General features: G+C 40.9%; 17 protein-coding genes and 2 tRNA genes. 11 read left to right on the forward strand and 8 right to left on the reverse strand.

From position 1 onward, the window contains the following. Positions 1-132: 132 nt before the first annotated feature. Positions 133-1569 (reverse strand): protein adenylyltransferase SelO, encoded by a 1437-nt coding sequence (locus KXV15_RS08575; RefSeq protein ID WP_240007775.1) that lies wholly within the window; start codon positions 1567-1569, stop codon positions 133-135. Between the two features lie 148 nt (positions 1570-1717). Continuing rightward, on the reverse strand, positions 1718-3106 hold the full coding sequence (locus tag KXV15_RS08580) for an L-serine ammonia-lyase (protein WP_240007776.1): 1389 nt from the start codon (positions 3104-3106) through the stop codon (positions 1718-1720). 119 nt (positions 3107-3225) lie between these two features. On the opposite strand from KXV15_RS08580, the gene KXV15_RS08585 reads away from it, so the two are divergent. The 5 genes from KXV15_RS08585 to KXV15_RS08605 all read left to right on the forward strand — a co-directional run bounded on the left by KXV15_RS08585 (position 3226) and on the right by KXV15_RS08605 (position 7069). After that, a complete protein-coding gene (locus KXV15_RS08585; protein WP_240007777.1) occupies positions 3226-3972 on the forward strand; it encodes a M15 family metallopeptidase in 747 nt (248 codons plus the stop codon). Between the two features lie 55 nt (positions 3973-4027). Further along, on the forward strand, positions 4028-5053 hold the full coding sequence (locus KXV15_RS08590) for an NADPH:quinone oxidoreductase family protein (protein WP_240007778.1): 1026 nt from the start codon (positions 4028-4030) through the stop codon (positions 5051-5053). Then, positions 5046-5924: a DMT family transporter gene (locus KXV15_RS08595; RefSeq protein ID WP_240007779.1), complete on the forward strand. Its 879-nt coding sequence runs from the start codon at positions 5046-5048 to the stop codon at positions 5922-5924. Before KXV15_RS08590 ends, KXV15_RS08595 begins: the two co-directional genes overlap by 8 nt. Before the next feature lie 71 nt (positions 5925-5995). Continuing rightward, positions 5996-6871: a thioredoxin gene (trxA, locus tag KXV15_RS08600; RefSeq protein WP_240007780.1), complete on the forward strand. Its 876-nt coding sequence runs from the start codon at positions 5996-5998 to the stop codon at positions 6869-6871. A gap of 9 nt (positions 6872-6880) precedes the next feature. Continuing rightward, the gene (locus KXV15_RS08605) at positions 6881-7069 is read left to right on the forward strand and encodes a Trm112 family protein (RefSeq protein WP_240007781.1); all 189 of its coding nucleotides are present in this window, start codon (positions 6881-6883) and stop codon (positions 7067-7069) included. A 12-nt stretch (positions 7070-7081) separates the two neighbouring features. Here KXV15_RS08605 and KXV15_RS08610 read toward each other — a convergent pair whose 3' ends face one another. After that, positions 7082-7840, reverse strand: coding sequence for a FadR/GntR family transcriptional regulator (locus KXV15_RS08610; protein ID WP_240007782.1), 759 nt, complete (start codon positions 7838-7840; stop codon positions 7082-7084). Positions 7841-7890: 50 nt separating this feature from the next. Beyond that, positions 7891-9093 carry an SGNH/GDSL hydrolase family protein gene (locus KXV15_RS08615; RefSeq protein ID WP_240007783.1) on the reverse strand — a complete coding sequence of 401 codons (1203 nt, stop codon included), beginning with the start codon at positions 9091-9093 and terminating at the stop codon, positions 7891-7893. A 111-nt stretch (positions 9094-9204) separates the two neighbouring features. Between KXV15_RS08615 and KXV15_RS08620 the strand changes: the two genes are divergently transcribed. Next, positions 9205-10074 (forward strand): pirin family protein, encoded by an 870-nt coding sequence (locus tag KXV15_RS08620; protein ID WP_240007784.1) that lies wholly within the window; start codon positions 9205-9207, stop codon positions 10072-10074. Positions 10075-10089: 15 nt separating this feature from the next. Here KXV15_RS08620 and KXV15_RS08625 read toward each other — a convergent pair whose 3' ends face one another. Beyond that, positions 10090-12057, reverse strand: a complete 1968-nt coding sequence (locus KXV15_RS08625; protein ID WP_240007785.1) for a methyl-accepting chemotaxis protein — start codon at positions 12055-12057, stop codon at positions 10090-10092. Between the two features lie 378 nt (positions 12058-12435). On the opposite strand from KXV15_RS08625, the gene KXV15_RS08630 reads away from it, so the two are divergent. Further along, entirely contained in the window at positions 12436-13314 is an 879-nt protein-coding gene (locus KXV15_RS08630; protein WP_240007786.1) for an MBL fold metallo-hydrolase, read from the forward strand. Between the two features lie 17 nt (positions 13315-13331). Next, positions 13332-14114 carry a sulfite exporter TauE/SafE family protein gene (locus KXV15_RS08635; protein WP_240007787.1) on the forward strand — a complete coding sequence of 261 codons (783 nt, stop codon included), beginning with the start codon at positions 13332-13334 and terminating at the stop codon, positions 14112-14114. A 247-nt stretch (positions 14115-14361) separates the two neighbouring features. Here the strand turns inward: KXV15_RS08635 and KXV15_RS08640 are convergent. Next, a tRNA-Gly gene (locus KXV15_RS08640) sits at positions 14362-14436 on the reverse strand. A gap of 146 nt (positions 14437-14582) precedes the next feature. Here KXV15_RS08640 and KXV15_RS08645 point away from each other — a divergent pair. Continuing rightward, positions 14583-15113 (forward strand): prolyl-tRNA synthetase associated domain-containing protein, encoded by a 531-nt coding sequence (locus KXV15_RS08645; protein ID WP_240007788.1) that lies wholly within the window; start codon positions 14583-14585, stop codon positions 15111-15113. Here the strand turns inward: KXV15_RS08645 and KXV15_RS08650 are convergent. Next, entirely contained in the window at positions 15110-16120 is a 1011-nt protein-coding gene (locus KXV15_RS08650) for a LysR substrate-binding domain-containing protein (protein WP_240007789.1), read from the reverse strand. The genes KXV15_RS08645 and KXV15_RS08650 overlap by 4 nt on opposite strands. Positions 16121-16291: 171 nt before the next feature. Between KXV15_RS08650 and KXV15_RS08655 the strand changes: the two genes are divergently transcribed. Together KXV15_RS08655 and KXV15_RS08660 are read left to right on the forward strand one after the other, a co-directional pair. Continuing rightward, positions 16292-16368: transfer RNA gene (locus KXV15_RS08655), tRNA-Arg, on the forward strand. Positions 16369-16542: 174 nt separating this feature from the next. Continuing rightward, positions 16543-17142 (forward strand): nitroreductase family protein, encoded by a 600-nt coding sequence (locus KXV15_RS08660; protein WP_240007790.1) that lies wholly within the window; start codon positions 16543-16545, stop codon positions 17140-17142. Positions 17143-17214: 72 nt separating this feature from the next. Here the strand turns inward: KXV15_RS08660 and KXV15_RS08665 are convergent, their stop codons facing one another. Then, entirely contained in the window at positions 17215-17700 is a 486-nt protein-coding gene (locus KXV15_RS08665; RefSeq protein ID WP_240007791.1) for an SspB family protein, read from the reverse strand. Positions 17701-17704 lie beyond the last annotated feature (4 nt).

Below are 17704 nucleotides of genomic sequence, written 5' to 3' on the forward strand. Positions count from 1 at the left end.
ACGTACCGTTGGCGCGGGCGTTGTTGCTTCTGTAATCGAATAGTAGATTATACAATCTAATTTAAAAAACCCCAGTCAATCGACTGGGGTTTTGTTTTGTAAAGATTTCTTTTCTAAAGTTCTTAATTCAAATTACGTTCCACAAAATGTATTCTGAACAATTTCATTTTCGCGTGGTGGTTTGGTTAAATATTCGTATTCTGGCTTTGCCTCAAATGGTGCTTGGGATGCCAAAAGCATTTCATTGAATAATGTATAATCACCCAATTGATAGGCGGCATTAATTGCGCGTTCAATATTGTGATTACGCATTATAATTGCTGGATTGGTTTGGTTTAGGATTTTTATAATTTTCTCTTTATCATTATTCTCCTGGCATAATCTTTTTTGCCAATTGGCATACCAATCATTATATGGCTCTTCATTGATTTTTTTACTTAAATCACGAAAGCTGTTGGTAAAATCAAGATTGTTTTCAGACAGATAATCCAAAAAGCCATCAACCAATTCATCATCACCGCTTAGGTGTTTTTGAAGCCCTAATTTAGCGCGCATCAATGAATAATATTCATTTTTATAAATATCCATAAAGTCAATTATAACTTGTTCGGCAATGGCAATTGCCTTGTCGCTATCGTTATCAATCAACGGCAAAAGGCTCTCGGCAAGGCGGGCGAGATTCCATTGGGTGATATTTGGTTGGTTTTCATACCGGTAACGACCACGTTTATCGATAAAACTATAAACCTGTTGCGGATTATAATTATCCATGAATGCACATGGGCCATAGTCGATTGTTATGCCGCAAATACTGGCATTATCAGTATTCATCACCCCATGAATAAAACCAATGCTCATCCAATTTGCGACCAATTTTGCGTGTGCCTTGGTAATTTCTTTTAGTAATTCAAGGTATTTATTTTTGGCATTTTCAATGTTTGAAAAATGACGATTAATCACATAATCAGCGAGGGTTTTTAAATCCGCCTCATTACCCATTGCGGCAATATATTGGAATGTTCCAAAACGAATATGGCTTTTAGCAATTCGTGTAAGGATTGCGCCGTCTAATGCGGTTTCACGCTGAACCTTCTCCCCACTTTTTACAAAGCATAAAGCACGTGTTGTGGGGATATTAAGGGCATTCATAAATTCGCTAACGAGATATTCACGTAGGACTGGTCCTAATGCTGCCCTGCCGTCACCATTGCGTGAAAAGGCGGTTTGCCCTGCGCCTTTTAGCTGAATATCATAGCGCTGATTGTCTTTGGCAATGGTTTCACCGAGTAATATCGCACGCCCATCACCCAATATGTTAAAATGCCCAAATTGATGCCCACCATAAGCCTGTGCAATCGGCTCTGCACCGTTTGGAACGATGTTGCCGCTAAAGAGTTCTGCAATTGCATGATTGGACACATCGGCGATATCAATATTCAAAAAATCTGCAAGCGCGTGATTAAACCGCACTAGACTTGCCCCGCGAACCTGCGTGGGTTCGGCCGGCGCATAAAATATCTCAGGCAGGTTTATATAAGAATTATCAAAATTAATTATTTTATGGGGCATTCATCAAATATATTCACGAATAAGATGAATACAAGTGAGATGGAGTAACGCGAACTAACTTACCACCAAGCTTGACCATGCAAACTTTAATTAAGTTACCCAATCGCTGAGTGACGAGCGAAGCGAGGAGGGTGGCGATTTAATAAATCTAACACTCCACCACATTCACCGCCAAGCCACCCAAAGATGTCTCTTTATATTTTGACGACATATCAAGGCCGGTTTGGCGCATGGTTTCGATTACTTGATCAAGGGTTACTTTGTGTTCGCCATCGCTCATTAATGCAAGTCTTGCTGAATTGGCGGCCTTTACAGCACCAATTGCGTTACGTTCAATGCAAGGTATTTGCACCAACCCACCAACAGGGTCACAGGTTAGACCAAGATTATGCTCCATCGCAATTTCGGCGGCATGTTCAATTTGAGTGGCGCTTCCGCCCCAAATCGCGCAAAGCCCTGCCGCACCCATAGAGCAGGCGACCCCAACCTCACCTTGGCAACCCATTTCAGCACCCGATAACGATGCGCGCTGTTTATAGATAATGCCAATTGATCCCGCCACCAAAAGAAACTTACCAATTTTGCCATTAGGTAGGCAATCGGCGTCCGTAAAACCTTCGTTCGCGCAATAATATTTAATCAACGCGGGTATAAGACCCGATGCACCATTGGTTGGCGCGGTCACAACCTTGCCGCCCACGGCGTTTTCTTCGTTCACTGCCATAGCATAGACGTTTAGCCAGTCGAATAAACGCTCAAGATCCTGTGCCGGTGTGGCATTGAGGCTTTCAAACAATACTGAGGCACGGCGTTTAACATTAAGGCCACCAGGTAAAATCCCCTTGGTGTGAAGGCCGCGTTCGATGGATGAATTCATTGCCGCCCAGACATCACGCAGATGTGCCTCGGTTCTTTCGCGCGGGCGCAGTGAATCTTCGTTTTTCAATGCCAAATCAAAAATGTTAAGATTATGTTTTTTGCATAGTTTCAAAAGTTCGGTGGCCGATGTGAATTCAAATGGTGTCTTTTTCCTGCGTTTCACAATATCGTTGGATAACGGTCGTGATAATTGCTCACGGCTTGCGATAAAGCCGCCACCGGTTGAGTAAAATACTTGTTCAAGTAAAAGATTATCGCCTTTAAAAAGTTTGATTGCCATACCATTGGGGTGGATTTCCGGGATAATGTCACCGCGTAAATCAACATGTTTTTTTGTGTCGAAAGCAATTTCATATTTGCCAAGTAGCTTGATTTTCTTGGTTTCGATTGTTTCGGCAAGCATTCGTGACGCAAGCTCACAATCGATGGTTTCTGGCTCAAATCCCATCAATCCCCAAATACTTGCCTTGTCGGTGGCGTGCCCAATTCCTGTAAGCGCTAGTGAACCTTGTAGTTCAACAATAACATTATCACAATTCGCCAAGAGCCCCTTTTCATCGGCATCGATTAATACCCTTTTCGCAATCCGCATCGGACCAGTGGTGTGCGATGATGATGGGCCAATGCCGATTTTGAAAATGTCAAAAACGCTAAACAAAAAAACTCTCCCAACTTGATTATATTTATAGCAAATTATTTTAAAACGTGATTTTTAACGTAATCATAATTGTTGTAAACAAAATAAATGTTAAAGTATGATTTCAAAATGGGGTTAAAATGCGCATTAATTTTCTAAAGCTATCGGGATTTTCGGCGATATTTTCAATTTTGCTATTGTCATCATGTGCAACAATTGATGCATCCAAACCCAAATTATCAGACGATTTTGTAAGGCTTAGTGCAATTGATCCAAGCATTATCCAAGATATGCGTTATTCAACCACAAACAATTTCACTGGCGGTGTGGTTGATGGCTACAAAAAGGGTGAATGTATTTTGAAAAAGCCTGCGGCACTGGCGCTTAAAAAGGTGCAGGCTGAGGCAAAAAAGCAAGGTTATAGTCTGATAATTTATGATTGCTTTAGGCCACAAAAGGCGGTTGATAATTTTGTTCGCTGGGTGAATGGTGGAACTGAAACTAATCTTGCATATTATGCCGATATTCCGCGGAATTTATTGATTGAAAAGGGTTATATTGCTGATAAATCCAATCACTCACGTGGTTTTACCACTGATTTAGGGCTTGCCCCACTTAAGCCATCCCAAGATACAAATCGCCAATATTATGCGTGTAATAGCCGCCCAGATTTAAAGTCACTTGATTTTGGAACCCCGTTTGATTGCTTTAATACTGCGGCCAATACTTTTAACCCGATTGTTACAGGGGAAGCAGCCAAAAACCGCAAGATATTGGTTGATTTAATGGCTGCACAAGGGTTTGCCAATTATTCCGAAGAATGGTGGCACTTTACCCATTCAAGCCAACCAAAAGATGCGCCACGTTATAATTTTGATGTCGAATAGATGATTTGCCTAAATAGGTAATTGCCAAAAAATAATTGACTATGGTGGCGGATTATTGTTCAAAACTTATATGAAAGCCCTTATCTGTAATAAAATTTCGCCACCTGATGCTTTGGAATGGATGGATATTGAACCCCCAAACCCTAAGACCGGTGAGGTGCAAATAAAGGTCATGGCGGTTGGTGTAAATTTCCGCGATACTTTAATCATCGAAGATAAATATCAATTCAAAGCAATGCGGCCATTTGCCCCTTGTGGTGAAGTTTCTGGCGTTATTTCGGCCATTGGCGAAGGCGTAAAGAATTTTAAAACAGGGGAAGCCGTTTTTGTCGAAATGACACATGGTGGGCTTGCTGAATATGCAATCGCCAAAGCTGTTGATTGCTATAAGATGCCAAATGATATTGATTTTGCGACCGCTGCCGCAACAAGCATTAATTATGGTACGGCATATTTCGGTATTTTGCATAAGGGCAGGGCGCAATCAGGTGAAACCATACTTGTAACGGGTGCGGCGGGGGCCACTGGCCTTGCCGCAATAAAGATTGCCAAAGCATTAGGGCTTAAAGTTATTGCGACGGCAAGTTCGGATGAAAAATTGCAGATTGCGATTAAGGCGGGTGCTGATTGGGGTTTTGTAACCCCACGTCTTGAAAATAATGATGAAAACAAGAAAATTGCCCGTGATTATTTCAAAGAAAAATTGGGCGATAAAAAGCCTGATTTAATCTTTGATACCATTGGCGGCGTTTATGCCGAGGCGGCATTGCGGTGCATAAATTGGGGCGGGCGCTTTTTGGTGGTGGGGTTTACATCGGGCATTCCAACCATGCCGCTTAATCTTGCATTGGTAAAAGCTTGTGAAATTATTGGGGTTTTTTATACTTCGTACGCACAAAAATTTCCTGAACAACATCAGAAAGATCTCGAAATTATTTTTAGCTGGTTGAAAAGTGGGACCATAACGCCCAATATAGACAAGGTCTTTGATTTCCATGACGCAATTGACGCGCTTAATCATATAAAAGGCAAAGACAATCAGGGCAAAACCATAATAAGAATTGGCAATTTTAATGAATAAAATTTCTTTGTCGCCAAATATGCAGGGGGCTTTGTGGGGGCTTCTGTCGGCGGTTTCATTCGTATTTATGTCGGTGTTACTGCACATTTTGGGCGATAAAGTTTCATTATCGATGATGATATTTTGGCGTTCTCTTGCAGGGCTTTTAGTAATTTTGCCAATGGCATTTGGTAACAAAGACGCATGGGTGGTGAAAAGGCCAGTTCCGGTTTTGATGCGTTCATTGTTTACGACAATTGCCTTATTCTCAAGTTTTTATGCCTTTGCCCATTTACCCATTGCCCACGCCCAGGCCATAAGCTTTTCACGCGCATTATTCATAACGGTTTTGGCATTTTTTGTTTTACATGAAAAAGTTGCATGGCGCAGGATTACCGCAACAATTATCGGTTTTGTCGGGGTTTTGATAATGACAAGACCATCGGCACAAATGGATTTTGCCTCGCTTGTGGCAATTCTTTCTGCCTTTACTTTTGCACTTTCAATCATAACCATCAAAGAGTTAACCAAGGACCATTCGCCTTTATCGCTTGTGTTATGGGTGAATATTTTTACGACCTTGGCTGGTTTACCATTCATTGCTTTTGACCCAGTTATTCCAACCTTGCCACAAATGGGGCTTTTACTTTTGATGGGATTGTTTGGCACAGGGTCACAATTATTTTATGTGCGCGGTCTAAATGTTGGGGATGTAACTTTACTTTCGATTATGGATTATGTGCGCTTGCCGCTTTCAGTTTTGCTTGGCTATTTGTTTTTCAAAGAAGTTCCAGATAAATATAGTGTGATTGGTGCGGTAATTGTTATTGGTTCAACTCTTTACATTACGCTACGTGAAGCGCAATTAGGTAAAACAAAAGCGCAATTGTAATCATATCTTGAAACCATATAATTAATAACTAAATTGCTATATTAGTTAATTCGCATAAATGTGAGGGACAGATGACCACCGACATAGTAAAAGATTCAACCGATGCCACTTTTGTTCAAGACGTTATTGAGGCATCAAAAGCAAATCTTGTTTTGGTTGACTTTTGGGCGCCGTGGTGTGGCCCATGCCGTACTTTGGGGCCAGCGATTGAACGTGTGGTAAAGTCATTTAATGGCAAGGTGAAACTTGTTAAAATCAATGTTGACGAAAACCCACATTTTTCAGGGCAGCTTCGGGTGCAATCTATTCCTGCGGTGTTTGCATTTAAAGATGGACAGCCTGTTGATGGCTTTATGGGTGCATTGCCGGAAAGCCAAGTTAAGGCATTTGTTGAAAAACATGTTGGTGCTGGCGGTGGCGATGCAATAGAAAAAATGTTGGCATCAGCGGCTGAAAGCATGGCTTTGGGTGATATTGGCGGTGCGGCACAATCTTATGCGCAAATCTTACAAGTTGATTCCAAAAACCCTAAAGCACTTGCAGGTATGGCACGCGTATATTTAAAGGGCGATGATTTTGCATTTGCCAAAGAAACGCTTGCAATGATTGACCCAAAAGACGCCAATGATTCTGATGTCATTGCGGTCAAGGGTCTTATGAATATTGCCGCCGAAGTAGTTGATGCCCCAGAGCTGGATGCTGCAAAGAATGAAGCGCGTGAAAATCCAGAAAATTTAATGGCAAAATTTAACCTTGCCAAAGCGCATATTAAACATGGCGATTTTGAAAGTGCGGTTGAAGCAATTTTTGAGATTATGAAAGTTGATCTTGATTGGAATGAAAAGGCCGCGCGTCATTTATTGTTAAAGATATTTGATGCCCTTGGCCCACAAAGCGAATTGACAAAAACTGGTCGTCGTCGTTTATCAACAATATTATTTTCATAAGGTCTAAAGATGTCTGAAATTGACCCTAAATTGCTTGAAGTTTTGGTTTGCCCATTAAATCGTACCCGCCTTATTTATAATAAAGAGCGGCAGGAGTTAATCTCAAAATCCGCACGCCTTGCATACCCAATCCGTGACGGTGTTCCAATCATGCTGGAAAATGAGGCGCGCGAACTAGAGGCTGATGAAAAATATTAAATGGTGAAAATCCTAATTTTGGAAGTTTTCAAAAACCCTAATACCTTCGTCACGAATGGCCCAGCCAGATGTGACGTTGGTTAGGTGAAGCTTCCAATGTTCGGTTGCCGCATTTGCATCCGAAGTTTCAATAAAACTGACAAGTTTTAGGCACGATTTGTAACCGGCGAGAAATCTCTTACGCATGGTTTCGGGTGATTGATTAACCCGTGCTTGGAAAGCGATTTGATGATTTAAAACCAAATCGGTAATAATATGGCTTATGGCCTCTAGGGTTTTATTGCCATAAGATTGCGCCAAAGCAAAATGGAATTGCGCCATAATCTTTGGGTAATTACGATAATCGCCACGATCAATCGAGGTTTTTAAATTCTCGCACTTTTGGCGCAAAATTTTGGTAAAGCTTTTGTCTTGTAGTCCCGCCAATTGCTCAACAATAAAGGGTTCAAATCCAAGGCGTGAATAATAAATATCGGCATTATTGGTTTTTTGATATTGCAGATACGAGCCAATATCTTCGCTTATAATATCAATATTTGGTGTTAATATTCGTGCGCCAGACCTTGAACCGCGCGTAATTTCAACCAGTCTTTGCTCTTCAAGAATACGAAATGCCTCGCGCAGAGTTGGGCGCGAAATCCCCAATTCGACCATTAATTGGGTTTCAGGTGGTAAAAAATCGCCTGGCTTTAATTCGCCGCGAATGATTTTTAATTTAATATCATTGGCAATAAGCGAAGATGTCTTTGGGGTTTTAAACTTGTTTTCCATATCGCTATCTTAGTTATAATTGTGCGATTTGGAAGATGCATATTCAGGTTTTAATGTCGCAGCCTATATTTTATTGCTGAAAGAATATCATCTGCAAGCTTTTGCCCAATTTTAGTTCCACCAATTTTGGTGAAATGTACTCTATCACCTGCAATTTCGCGATTTTCCAACAGGCTAAGATTTGCCGCAGAACAATCCCCACCCATTGCATTATGCCAGTCCCAATAAGCAATATTCATTGATTTTGCGAATTCAATTTGTGCGTTTCGAACTTTGGCAAGATTGGGCGGAATATAATATCCAGCCCCCAATTCATCATGATTTATTTGCGGGTATTTTGCCACTAACTCTGGTGGCAAGGCTTTGCAAGAAACATCTTCACCACGATTTAGTGCCGCTTTGTTAGCGTCAGGCGCAGTCATAAGCAATATATCGGCATGGGGCGCAAGTGCTTTAAATCTTTTAATTTGGTCTGCCAATAAATTCTTATATTCATCGGCGTTGAAACTATCGGAAAAGCCTTCATTAGTGCCATAAGCAAGGATGATTAATGATGGTGGCAAAACCGCAATTTGGTTTTTTATTGATATATCGTCACGTGCCGCCAAGTCTTTTAAGGTCGAACCAGGGACACCAAATGATGAAAGTACAACACCACTATGATTGTTCCATACGCCGATTGAGGCAATTTCAATATCAAACTTTTTAGAGCCATTTATTACCAAATCAGCCCCAGCACTTGAACGGGAGTTAAACTGCATCTTTGCGCACGTAATATGGTCATTTTCAGGTTTTGCAGCTTTTAAAACTACATTGTCTTTCATTAGTAATGCGCGTGAGCAAATGGCAAAATTATCATAATTATGCTCAAAAATAATTTTATAGGTTTCTTTGTCTGATTGTACGGCTCTATACCCACCCAGACCGAATGGTCCGCCATCGCTTTTGCTTAATGGGAATGATTTCAGTGTTTTTAATTCAGGCTCTGTGGTAATTTGTACATGCTGAGGGCTAAAGCCTTTGTATGGAATGCCGCCATCAATAAACCCCCTTCCAGCATTTCCTAATTCTATCTGTAATGCATCGCGCACGCCACCACTTATAAAATCAGATGCAGTATGACTATCGCCTAGCCATAAAATATGAATTGGTTTTTTATTATTTAATGATTTATAAAAATAGTTGAGGTTTTGGGAATTATAAAGGTCACCAAATTTATTCTCGTTTATATTCGGCGTTTGTGAATTTGCCAAATTTGGAATTATAGCGCAAAATAATGCCAAGAAATATGTGATACTTTTAATCATTATGTCTAAAACCGCATGTAAAAATAAGAATCTATAATTACTATCAGAGAGGGTAAAATGCCAATAGAATTAATTATCGATAAACGCACACATGATTTGGGTGGCGGGTTTGAGGTTGGTCGGGTTTTGCCATTTCAAAAGCGGCGGATGGTTGGGCCGTTTATTTTCTTTGATCAAATGGGGCCAGTGTATTTGGATGCAGGCATACCTAAAAGCCTTGATGTGCGTCCTCATCCTCATATTGGCTTGTCAACCGTAACTTATTTGTACGATGGGGCAATGACACATCGTGATAGCTTGGGTTTCCACCAAGAAATCAAACCCGGCGAAGTTAATTGGATGGTTGCGGGTTCTGGAATTACACATTCCGAGAGGTTTGAATATGCCCGCACCAATGGTGCCAATATGTTTGGGATACAGGCATGGGTTGCCCTCCCTAATGAGTTTGAAGAAACTAATCCCGCATTCTATCACCACGAAGGTGATGATTTACCGCATTGGTCGGATGACGGTATAAAAGGGCGGTTAATTGCGGGCGCAATTGATGGTATGAGTGCAAAAGTAAAGACTCACTCCCCACTCTTTTACGTTCATCTTGAAATGAAAAATGGTGGACGTCATACAATCTCCAATCAATATTCCGAACGTGCGGTTTTTGTTGCCAGAGGTGCTGTTGAGGTTTTGGGACAAGCCCTTATTGCCGGGCAAATGGCGGTTTTAAGTGGGAACGAGGCAATCGATATTAAGGCTACAACCGATGCCACAATAATGATTTTAGGCGGCGAGCCAGTGGGCAAAAGATTTATGTTTTGGAATTTTGTTGCATCAACCAATGAACGCCTTGAACAAGCGAAAGAGGATTGGAAACAAGGGCGTATGAAATTGCCAAAAGGGGACGAAAATGAATTCATCCCCTTGCCAGAATAATGAATTATAAGATTTCTATCCCGCGCGTATATTGCGTATAAAGCTATTGGCAGAGTTACGTAAATTATCGGCTTGTTTTGCAAGCTCTGACGTTGCTTCTAGTGATTGGCGCGCGGTTAATCCGGTTTCTTGTGATGACCCTAAAACAGCGCCGACCGCGGTCGCAGATTCGGCTGCATTAGCGGCAACCTCACTGGTACGCCCAGAAATTTCATCAACCGCTAGCTTTTGTTGCTCAATGGCATGGGCAATTTCCGCTGAAACATGGTTCATTTCTTTTATAGTATCTGCGACATTGGTAATGGTTGTTACTGCTTCGCGGGTTGAACCGGTAATTGCATCAATATTATTGCGAATGTCATCGGTTGCTTTTGCTGTTTGCTCTGCAAGGTTTTTAACTTCTGATGCAACCACAGCAAATCCACGGCCCGCTTCGCCTGCGCGCGAGGCTTCAATGGTGGCATTTAGGGCAAGAAGGTTGGTTTGGTTGGCAATTTCGGTAATTAACTGCACCACCGAACCAATTCGTTCCGCAGCGTGCAATAATTCTTGAACTTTTTCAGTTGATGCCAGCGCGTGCTCTTGGCCTTGTTCAGCGATTTGAGCGGCATGGCTTGCCTGTGATGCAATTGTATTGATTGATGCCGCAAGTTCTTCTGAAGCCGCCGCAACAGTTTGAATATTGCTTGAAGAGGCATCGGTTGCACGGGTTGCCGCCTCTGCATTTAGAGCGACACTATCGGCAGAATAGAGAAGGGTTTTTGAAGATGCCTCAAGCTCGTTGGATGCGGCTGCTACTGCTTCGATGGCATCCATAACACTGCGCTCAAATGAATCCGCCATGTTCAAGACGGCATTGCGGCGTTCTGTTGCGCTTTGTGCCTCTAAAGTTGCTTGGCGTGTGCGCATCTTATTCGCTTCATCAAGGCTTCTTTGAAGAACTTCGGCAACATTCGCCATCTGTCCGATTTCATTGCGGTCATCGGTATGCGGAACTTTGAATTGTGTTTCATTGTTTTTAAGACGTTGCAAACAGTCGGCAATATCAGAAATGCGTGATGTAAGGCCGCGTGAAACCCAAACCGCTAGACCAGCAGCCAAAAGCAACAATATTCCAACAATCGCGAAATTGCGGATTTCTTCATTATATTTGCCTTTAATTCGGATTTCTAATAGGCGAGAAAGTTCATCGGCAGATTTAACCCAAAGATTGTTTGCGGATTCTTGTACGCCTATCATTGATTGGTTGATTTGCGATGCGTTGTTAACAACATTACCGGCACCAATATCATCAACGCTAATTTTTGCATTCTTATCAAGAATTGCCATTTTGGCTTCAACATCTTTTTTAAGGCCATTTAGGTTTTTTCCAAGACTACCATCTTTATTCGCAGCAATAGCAGAATCCAAAGAACCCATTAATGCACTATACGCGGTGTCAACATTGGCTTTTGCCTTTACAATTTCTGCACCCTCAGCAAATGAACGGTCTGCCCTTTGGTCAACTGTTTTAATCAATGCATCAAGTTTGTTTGCCGCGCTAACAAAGCTTGGCATTTTAAATGCAATCACGTCCATCACATAATATGAATCTAAATCTGGATCCAAAGTAAGGTTGGAGCCGTCCGAGATTTTTGAAATCAAGGCAAGTGTTGCATCAAGACGAGTTGCTGCATCTTGAGTTATCGCATCTTTCAATGCTTTTGCCGCGTCGGAAGAATTCATATCGGAGTCGAATTTTTCACTAGCGGTTGTGAATTCGTTGGTAAGTTCGCCTGGCTTGTTTATTGATGCCATATACATATTTGGCCAAACAGTTTTAAGGTAATTTGTCCCCTTTAATTCTTTTGCGCTAAAATCAATATCTGCATTCACTTTCGATATGAATTGATAAGACATCAAAGCCATAGGCATAAGCAAAACCACCGCAATCAATATAATTTTTTGCATTATTGATAGTTTTTTATGAACGAAATCAAGCATGGGGGGACCTTTGAAATTTTTATTTTTTGTCGCCAGAATATTGGGGGCGTTAAGATGATGTTATTGCTAGGCGTTATCTATTAATTTATAGTTTATAAAACCCTTATTACCATGTGGTAATTTGAATAAAATGCTTATGTTACGGGGTTTTAATGCAAAATATTGCGGGTAATATAGCATTTACGCCTTTAAGTATACTTGTGGATTTTCAGATAATTTTATGTAATATCTTTATTGAAAACTATAAAATTGCTGCTTGCTACAATCTCTGAAATTTAATTTTCATGTGTTTAAAATAAACCCATTGCGTATCTTGAATATATTTGCCAAATCTATATATAAGAATATTAGCATATATAAACATAACAGGGCAACGCAATGAAAATTAATATGGGCATAACACCAGTAGTTAAAAAGTTCTTTGACCAAGACACAAATACATTCAGTTATGTTGTCAAAGACCCAAATACCAATTCTTGTGCGATAATCGACAGTGTCTTAAATTTTGATGCACCATCTGGTCGCACCAGTTTTGAAGCAGCGGATGAAATAATTAATTATGTTACATCCAATTCTTTAATGGTTGAATGGATTATTGAAACCCATGTCCATGCCGACCATTTATCCGCCGCGCCATATTTAAAGTCAAAACTTGGCGGCAAAATTGCAATTGGTGAAAATGTAACAATTGTTCAAAATGTATTTGGCAAGGCGTTCAATGCGGGGACTGATTTTGCACTTGATGGTAGTCAGTTTGACTATTTGTTTAAAGATAATGAGACCTATAAAATTGGTGATATGGATGCCGTGGCAATTGCAACGCCAGGTCATACTCCTGCGTGCATGACGCATATTATTGGAAATTCTGCATTTGTTGGCGATACAATTTTTATGCCAGACCAAGGTACTGCACGTGCTGATTTTCCGGGCGGTGATGCAAAAATATTGTTTAAATCAATCAAAAAGTTATTGAGCTTACCACCTGAAATGACGCTTTATATGTGTCATGACTATGGGCCAAATGGGCGCGATATTGAATATCTAAGTACGATTGCCGATGAACGCGCAAGCAATATTCACGTCAATGATGCAATAAGCGAAGATGAGTTTGTGGCAATGCGAAGGGCGCGTGATGAAACACTTGGGATGCCGCGTCTTATCTTGCCATCGGTGCAAGTAAATATGAGGGCGGGCAATTTTCCCAAACCGGACGATAATGGAACTGTTTATCTAAAGCTGCCTGTAAATCTATTTTAATAGAAAAGAATAAAATTATGTACCAAACAATTAGCGCATTGTTATCCGGCGGTCTTATAGGTTTTACACTGGGTTTGATTGGCGGCGGTGGATCCATTTTGGCAACGCCTTTGCTGCTTTATGTGGTTGGTGTTTCCCAGCCCCATATCGCAATTGGAACCGGTGCACTTGCAGTATCTGCAAATGCTTATGCCAACCTAATTGGGCATGCCAGAAAAGGGAATGTGTGGTGGCGTTGTGCCGCGGTTTTTGCAATCATTGGCATTATTGGCGCTTTTGCAGGATCAAGCCTTGGTAAAGCATTAAATGGCCAGTTACTTATGTTTTTATTTGGCTTCATCATGGTTATAGTAGGCGTATTAATGCTTAGGCCAAGAAAAGATTTTGGTGGTGAAGCATGTGGCGTGGATGCCAAAATGTGCATAAAAACTGCGTTGGTTGCGTTGGGCGCGGGTTTTGCTTCTGGTTTCTTTGGTATTGGCGGTGGCTTTTTAATTGTTCCCGCGCTTATATTTGCAACCCGAATGCCGACCATTAATGCGGTTGGTACATCTCTTATGGCGGTGGGGACATTTGGCCTTGCGACCGCAATAAATTATGCATTTGACGGCATGGTTGATTGGCCAATTGCCGGTGAAATGATTCTAGGGGGTGTAGCAGGTGGCTTTTTGGGGATGAAACTATCAACCAAGCTTGGAAAACAAAAAGATACCCTAAACCGGATTTTTGCGATTTTGATATTCTGTGTTGCGGCCTATGTTTTATACAAAAGCGGCAGCCATTTGTTTTTAGCAAAATAGAATAAGAAAGTTGTAAGATTTTTTGAACAAGGCGAAGATCAAAAAAAAACGTGAGTTCACGAAGTAATTCGTAACAGCATTTTTCCAAGTTTTAAGATAAATAAATGGAGCGGGTGATGAGATTCGAACTCATCGATGAGCCTCGAAAAGTTGTAAGACTTTTCGAACAAGGCGAAGAGCAAACAAAAAAACGTGAGTTCACGAAGTAATTCGTAAACAACATTTTCCAAGTTTTAAGATAAATAAATGGAGCGGGTGATGAGATTCGAACTCACGACATCCACCTTGGCAAGGTGGCGCTCTACCCCTGAGCTACACCCGCATCCTGTTACATCAAAGATGCGAAATGACTGTGAAAGTCATTGGGTGGAGGGCTTATGGTGGATTTGGAAAAAAAGTGCAAGAGGGTTTTGGCAGATTGACTGAATCTTTTATTGAAAAATTACATCTACTTTGCTTAAAAGCCTTATGGACAAGCAAAAAGTAACACGTGAAGAATTATTCGCCCTCCTCGATAATCTTGGAATAAATCATAAAACCACCCATCACCGTGCGGTTTTTACAGTTGATGAAGGGGAGGATATTAAAAAATCCATTCCCGGCGGTCATTCCAAAAACCTGTTTTTAAAAGATAAGGATGGCGCATTCTTTCTGATTTGTGCTTTGGGTGAAACCCAAATCAAAATGAATCATGTTCATAAGGCGGTTGGCTGTGCACGGCTTTCATTTGGTTCGGAAGAAAAGCTATATGAGCTTTTGGGTGTGCGTCCGGGGTCGGTCTGTCTTTTTGCGCTTGCCAATAATGTTGAAAAGAACCTTACACTTATTCTTGACAAGAATATTTTTAAAAATCCGCTTATCAACTTCCACCCACTTTTGAATGATGCCACCACGACCATAAGCACGGATGACATGATTAAATTTGTAAAACATTGGGGTGGTAGGGCGATTATTGCCGATTTTTCGACCGAAATTCCGACAATCGAAGGTACTGTTTAATAACCGCCCCTTAAATTCCATTGTTTGAAATTTAATATTGAATTTTCGAATTTAAACAGGCTGACATTTTTATCATAAAAGTCATTCACTCTTAAAAGCCCACGTTTCGGATTAACCTGTAACAGCGGTGATAAAAGGTTTATGAAATAGCCCAAATGTTCAGATATGAAGGATGAGCGCCGCAAAGCAAGTTTGGTAATAGATTGCGGGAATAAAAGGCGCGAATCTTTTAAAACTTCAAATTCAAAGGCCTCATTTTCAAGCAATGCAGTTTCGGAAATGATACCAACCCCAACCCCAAGCGATACATAACTTTTGATAATATCGGCATCGAGTGCTGCAAACCTTATATATGGTTCAATATCTTCGCTATTGAATGCGGCATCAATTTGCGGTCGCCCTGTCAAACCTTCGGCATAGGTAACAATCGGATATTTCGCAATGTCATATATAGTCGGCAAATTGGTCGTTAAAATCTCATGCCCCTTGGGCGCAATAACCAAATGATGCCATTTAAAGCAGGGTAGGGTTATAATTTCGCTGTCGGTTTCTAGTGCCTCTGTGGCAATGGCAATATCAATCTTGCCTTCTGTAATTGCGGTTTTGATGTTGGCCGGCGTGTCTTGGATAAATTCAAGTGTTACATCGGGATATTCTTCTTCAAATTGGCGGTAAACCACGGGAATTATGTGCCGCGCCTGATTATGTGTTGTGCCAACGCGAATTGTACCACGACCCGAAGTATTTAAGTGGGCGGTATAATTGGCAATATTCCTAAGCTCAAAATTAATGCGATCAATAATTTCTTTTACGTTTTCGCCAATCGGGCTAAGGTTATAGTGACCGTTATTTGTGGCAATAAAAAGCTCGGCCCCAAGTTTTCTTTCAATCTTGTGGATTTCTGCCTGAAGCTCTTTTGCGGATTTGCCACATGCGCTTGCAGCGTCATCAATAATCAAATCTGCCTTGAATAAATTGTTTAAAAGTTCGATTTGCGCAAAATCCATTGCCGTCTCCTGTTTACAGGAATCTAAAGGAATAATTTAAGGCATCAATTTTACGGATAATATAAATTTCCTATTTTTCATTCGCTTTGAAGAATTTATAAAGCAAATACCAAACTATATGCGCAAAACCCCTTCCAAGGGCGCTTAATTTAATTATAAGGGCAATTGGTTGGCTCCTTAGCTCATCAGGACAGAGCATTCGTTTCCTAAACGAAGGGTAGTGGGTTCGAGTCCCTCAGGAGCCGCCAGTTTTACAAACCTGCATCTTAATTATTAAATTGTTTCACTCATTATCGATTGCAAACCTTTTTGTATATCAAATATGCGGTTTGGTTGATTGATAAACGATTATTTTCAGACTAACTTCGCAACATCAAAGAGGGGCATAGGTCTCTTGAGTTGTTTGTGAAAAGGAAAATATCGTGACAAATCAACATCTTGAATCAATTAAAAAACGCAGAACCCAATATGCACTTGGCAAAAATGTCGCTTTGCCAAAAACAGAAATTGAGGCATTGATTAAAGAAGCGGTAAAGCATTCGCCATCTTCTTTTAACTCTCAAAGTTCACGTGTTGTAATTTTGTTTGGCGCCGAAAGCGATAAGGTTTGGAATATTGCCAAAGAAACATTGAAAAAAATCGTACCAGAAGATGCGTTCCCTGCAACGGAAGGCAAGTTGAATAGCTTTGCCGCCGGTATTGGTACAATTCTTTTCTATGAAGACATGGATGTTGTAAAAGGTCTTCAAGAAAATTTCGCTGCTTATGCTGATAACTTCCCAATCTGGTCGGAACAAGCAAGCGGTATGGCGCAATTATCGGTTTGGACTGCGCTTTCAGATGCAAATATTGGTGCAAGCCTTCAACACTACAATCCATTAATTGACAATGAAATTGCGCAAACTTGGGGTATTCCTGCATCTTGGAAATTACGTGCACAAATGCCATTCGGTTCAAACGAGGCACCATTTGGCGAAAAAGCCTTTATGGATGACGAAGCACGCTTTAAAGTATTTGGTTAGAAGACAATAATAACAACAAAAAACCCCGCCAGATTGTTTTTGGCGGGGTTTTTTATGGCGTTCTAAATGAAATTATTTTTTACGTCTGAATGCATCAAGGCTTACAACGTCTGCGGCCTTGTCGGCTTTTTCTGTTGCGATGGTTTCTTCAACTTCTGCCTCAAGTGGGTCAAAGTCATTCAAATCATCTTCATCAGATAAGTCATCAACCACATCAAACGGCAATGCAAAGCGTGCGTATGGATCATAGAAGCGGGTAATTGCCACATATGGCACAACGATTCTTTGTGGCACGCCACCGAAATGCAAAGTAACGGCAAAATAATCATCGGCAACTTCAAGGTCATCAAACTGAAGCTGAAGGACTATTGTCATTTCATCAGGGTATTTTTGCACCAAATAATTAGCAAGTCCAACACCCTTATATTGGGTTTTAAAGCTAATATAAAAATGGTGATCACCAGGCAGCCCATTGATAGACATTTTAAGGGCTTCTTTAACAACACCTCTAAGCGCATTCTGCGTAAGTTTGGAATAACCAATTAAATCTTGTGACATATAT

It is taken from the genome of Pseudaquidulcibacter saccharophilus, from assembly GCF_019455445.1.
Lineage (GTDB): Bacteria > Pseudomonadota > Alphaproteobacteria > Caulobacterales > Aquidulcibacteraceae > Pseudaquidulcibacter > Pseudaquidulcibacter saccharophilus.

Excerpts from the sequence above, each read along its gene's own strand:
- KXV15_RS08575 (WP_240007775.1), bottom strand. The coding sequence starts at position 1,569 with ATGCCCCATAAAATAATTAATTTTGATAATTCTTATATAAACCTGCCT.
- KXV15_RS08585 (WP_240007777.1), top strand. The coding sequence starts at position 3,226 with ATGCGCATTAATTTTCTAAAGCTATCGGGATTTTCGGCGATATTTTCA.
- KXV15_RS08595 (WP_240007779.1), top strand. The coding sequence starts at position 5,046 with ATGAATAAAATTTCTTTGTCGCCAAATATGCAGGGGGCTTTGTGGGGG.
- trxA (WP_240007780.1), top strand. The coding sequence starts at position 5,996 with ATGACCACCGACATAGTAAAAGATTCAACCGATGCCACTTTTGTTCAA.
- KXV15_RS08605 (WP_240007781.1), top strand. The coding sequence starts at position 6,881 with ATGTCTGAAATTGACCCTAAATTGCTTGAAGTTTTGGTTTGCCCATTA.
- KXV15_RS08610 (WP_240007782.1), bottom strand. The coding sequence starts at position 7,840 with ATGGAAAACAAGTTTAAAACCCCAAAGACATCTTCGCTTATTGCCAAT.
- KXV15_RS08620 (WP_240007784.1), top strand. The coding sequence starts at position 9,205 with ATGCCAATAGAATTAATTATCGATAAACGCACACATGATTTGGGTGGC.
- KXV15_RS08625 (WP_240007785.1), bottom strand. The coding sequence starts at position 12,057 with ATGCTTGATTTCGTTCATAAAAAACTATCAATAATGCAAAAAATTATA.
- KXV15_RS08630 (WP_240007786.1), top strand. The coding sequence starts at position 12,436 with ATGAAAATTAATATGGGCATAACACCAGTAGTTAAAAAGTTCTTTGAC.
- KXV15_RS08635 (WP_240007787.1), top strand. The coding sequence starts at position 13,332 with ATGTACCAAACAATTAGCGCATTGTTATCCGGCGGTCTTATAGGTTTT.
- KXV15_RS08645 (WP_240007788.1), top strand. The coding sequence starts at position 14,583 with ATGGACAAGCAAAAAGTAACACGTGAAGAATTATTCGCCCTCCTCGAT.
- KXV15_RS08650 (WP_240007789.1), bottom strand. The coding sequence starts at position 16,120 with ATGGATTTTGCGCAAATCGAACTTTTAAACAATTTATTCAAGGCAGAT.
- KXV15_RS08665 (WP_240007791.1), bottom strand. The coding sequence starts at position 17,700 with ATGTCACAAGATTTAATTGGTTATTCCAAACTTACGCAGAATGCGCTT.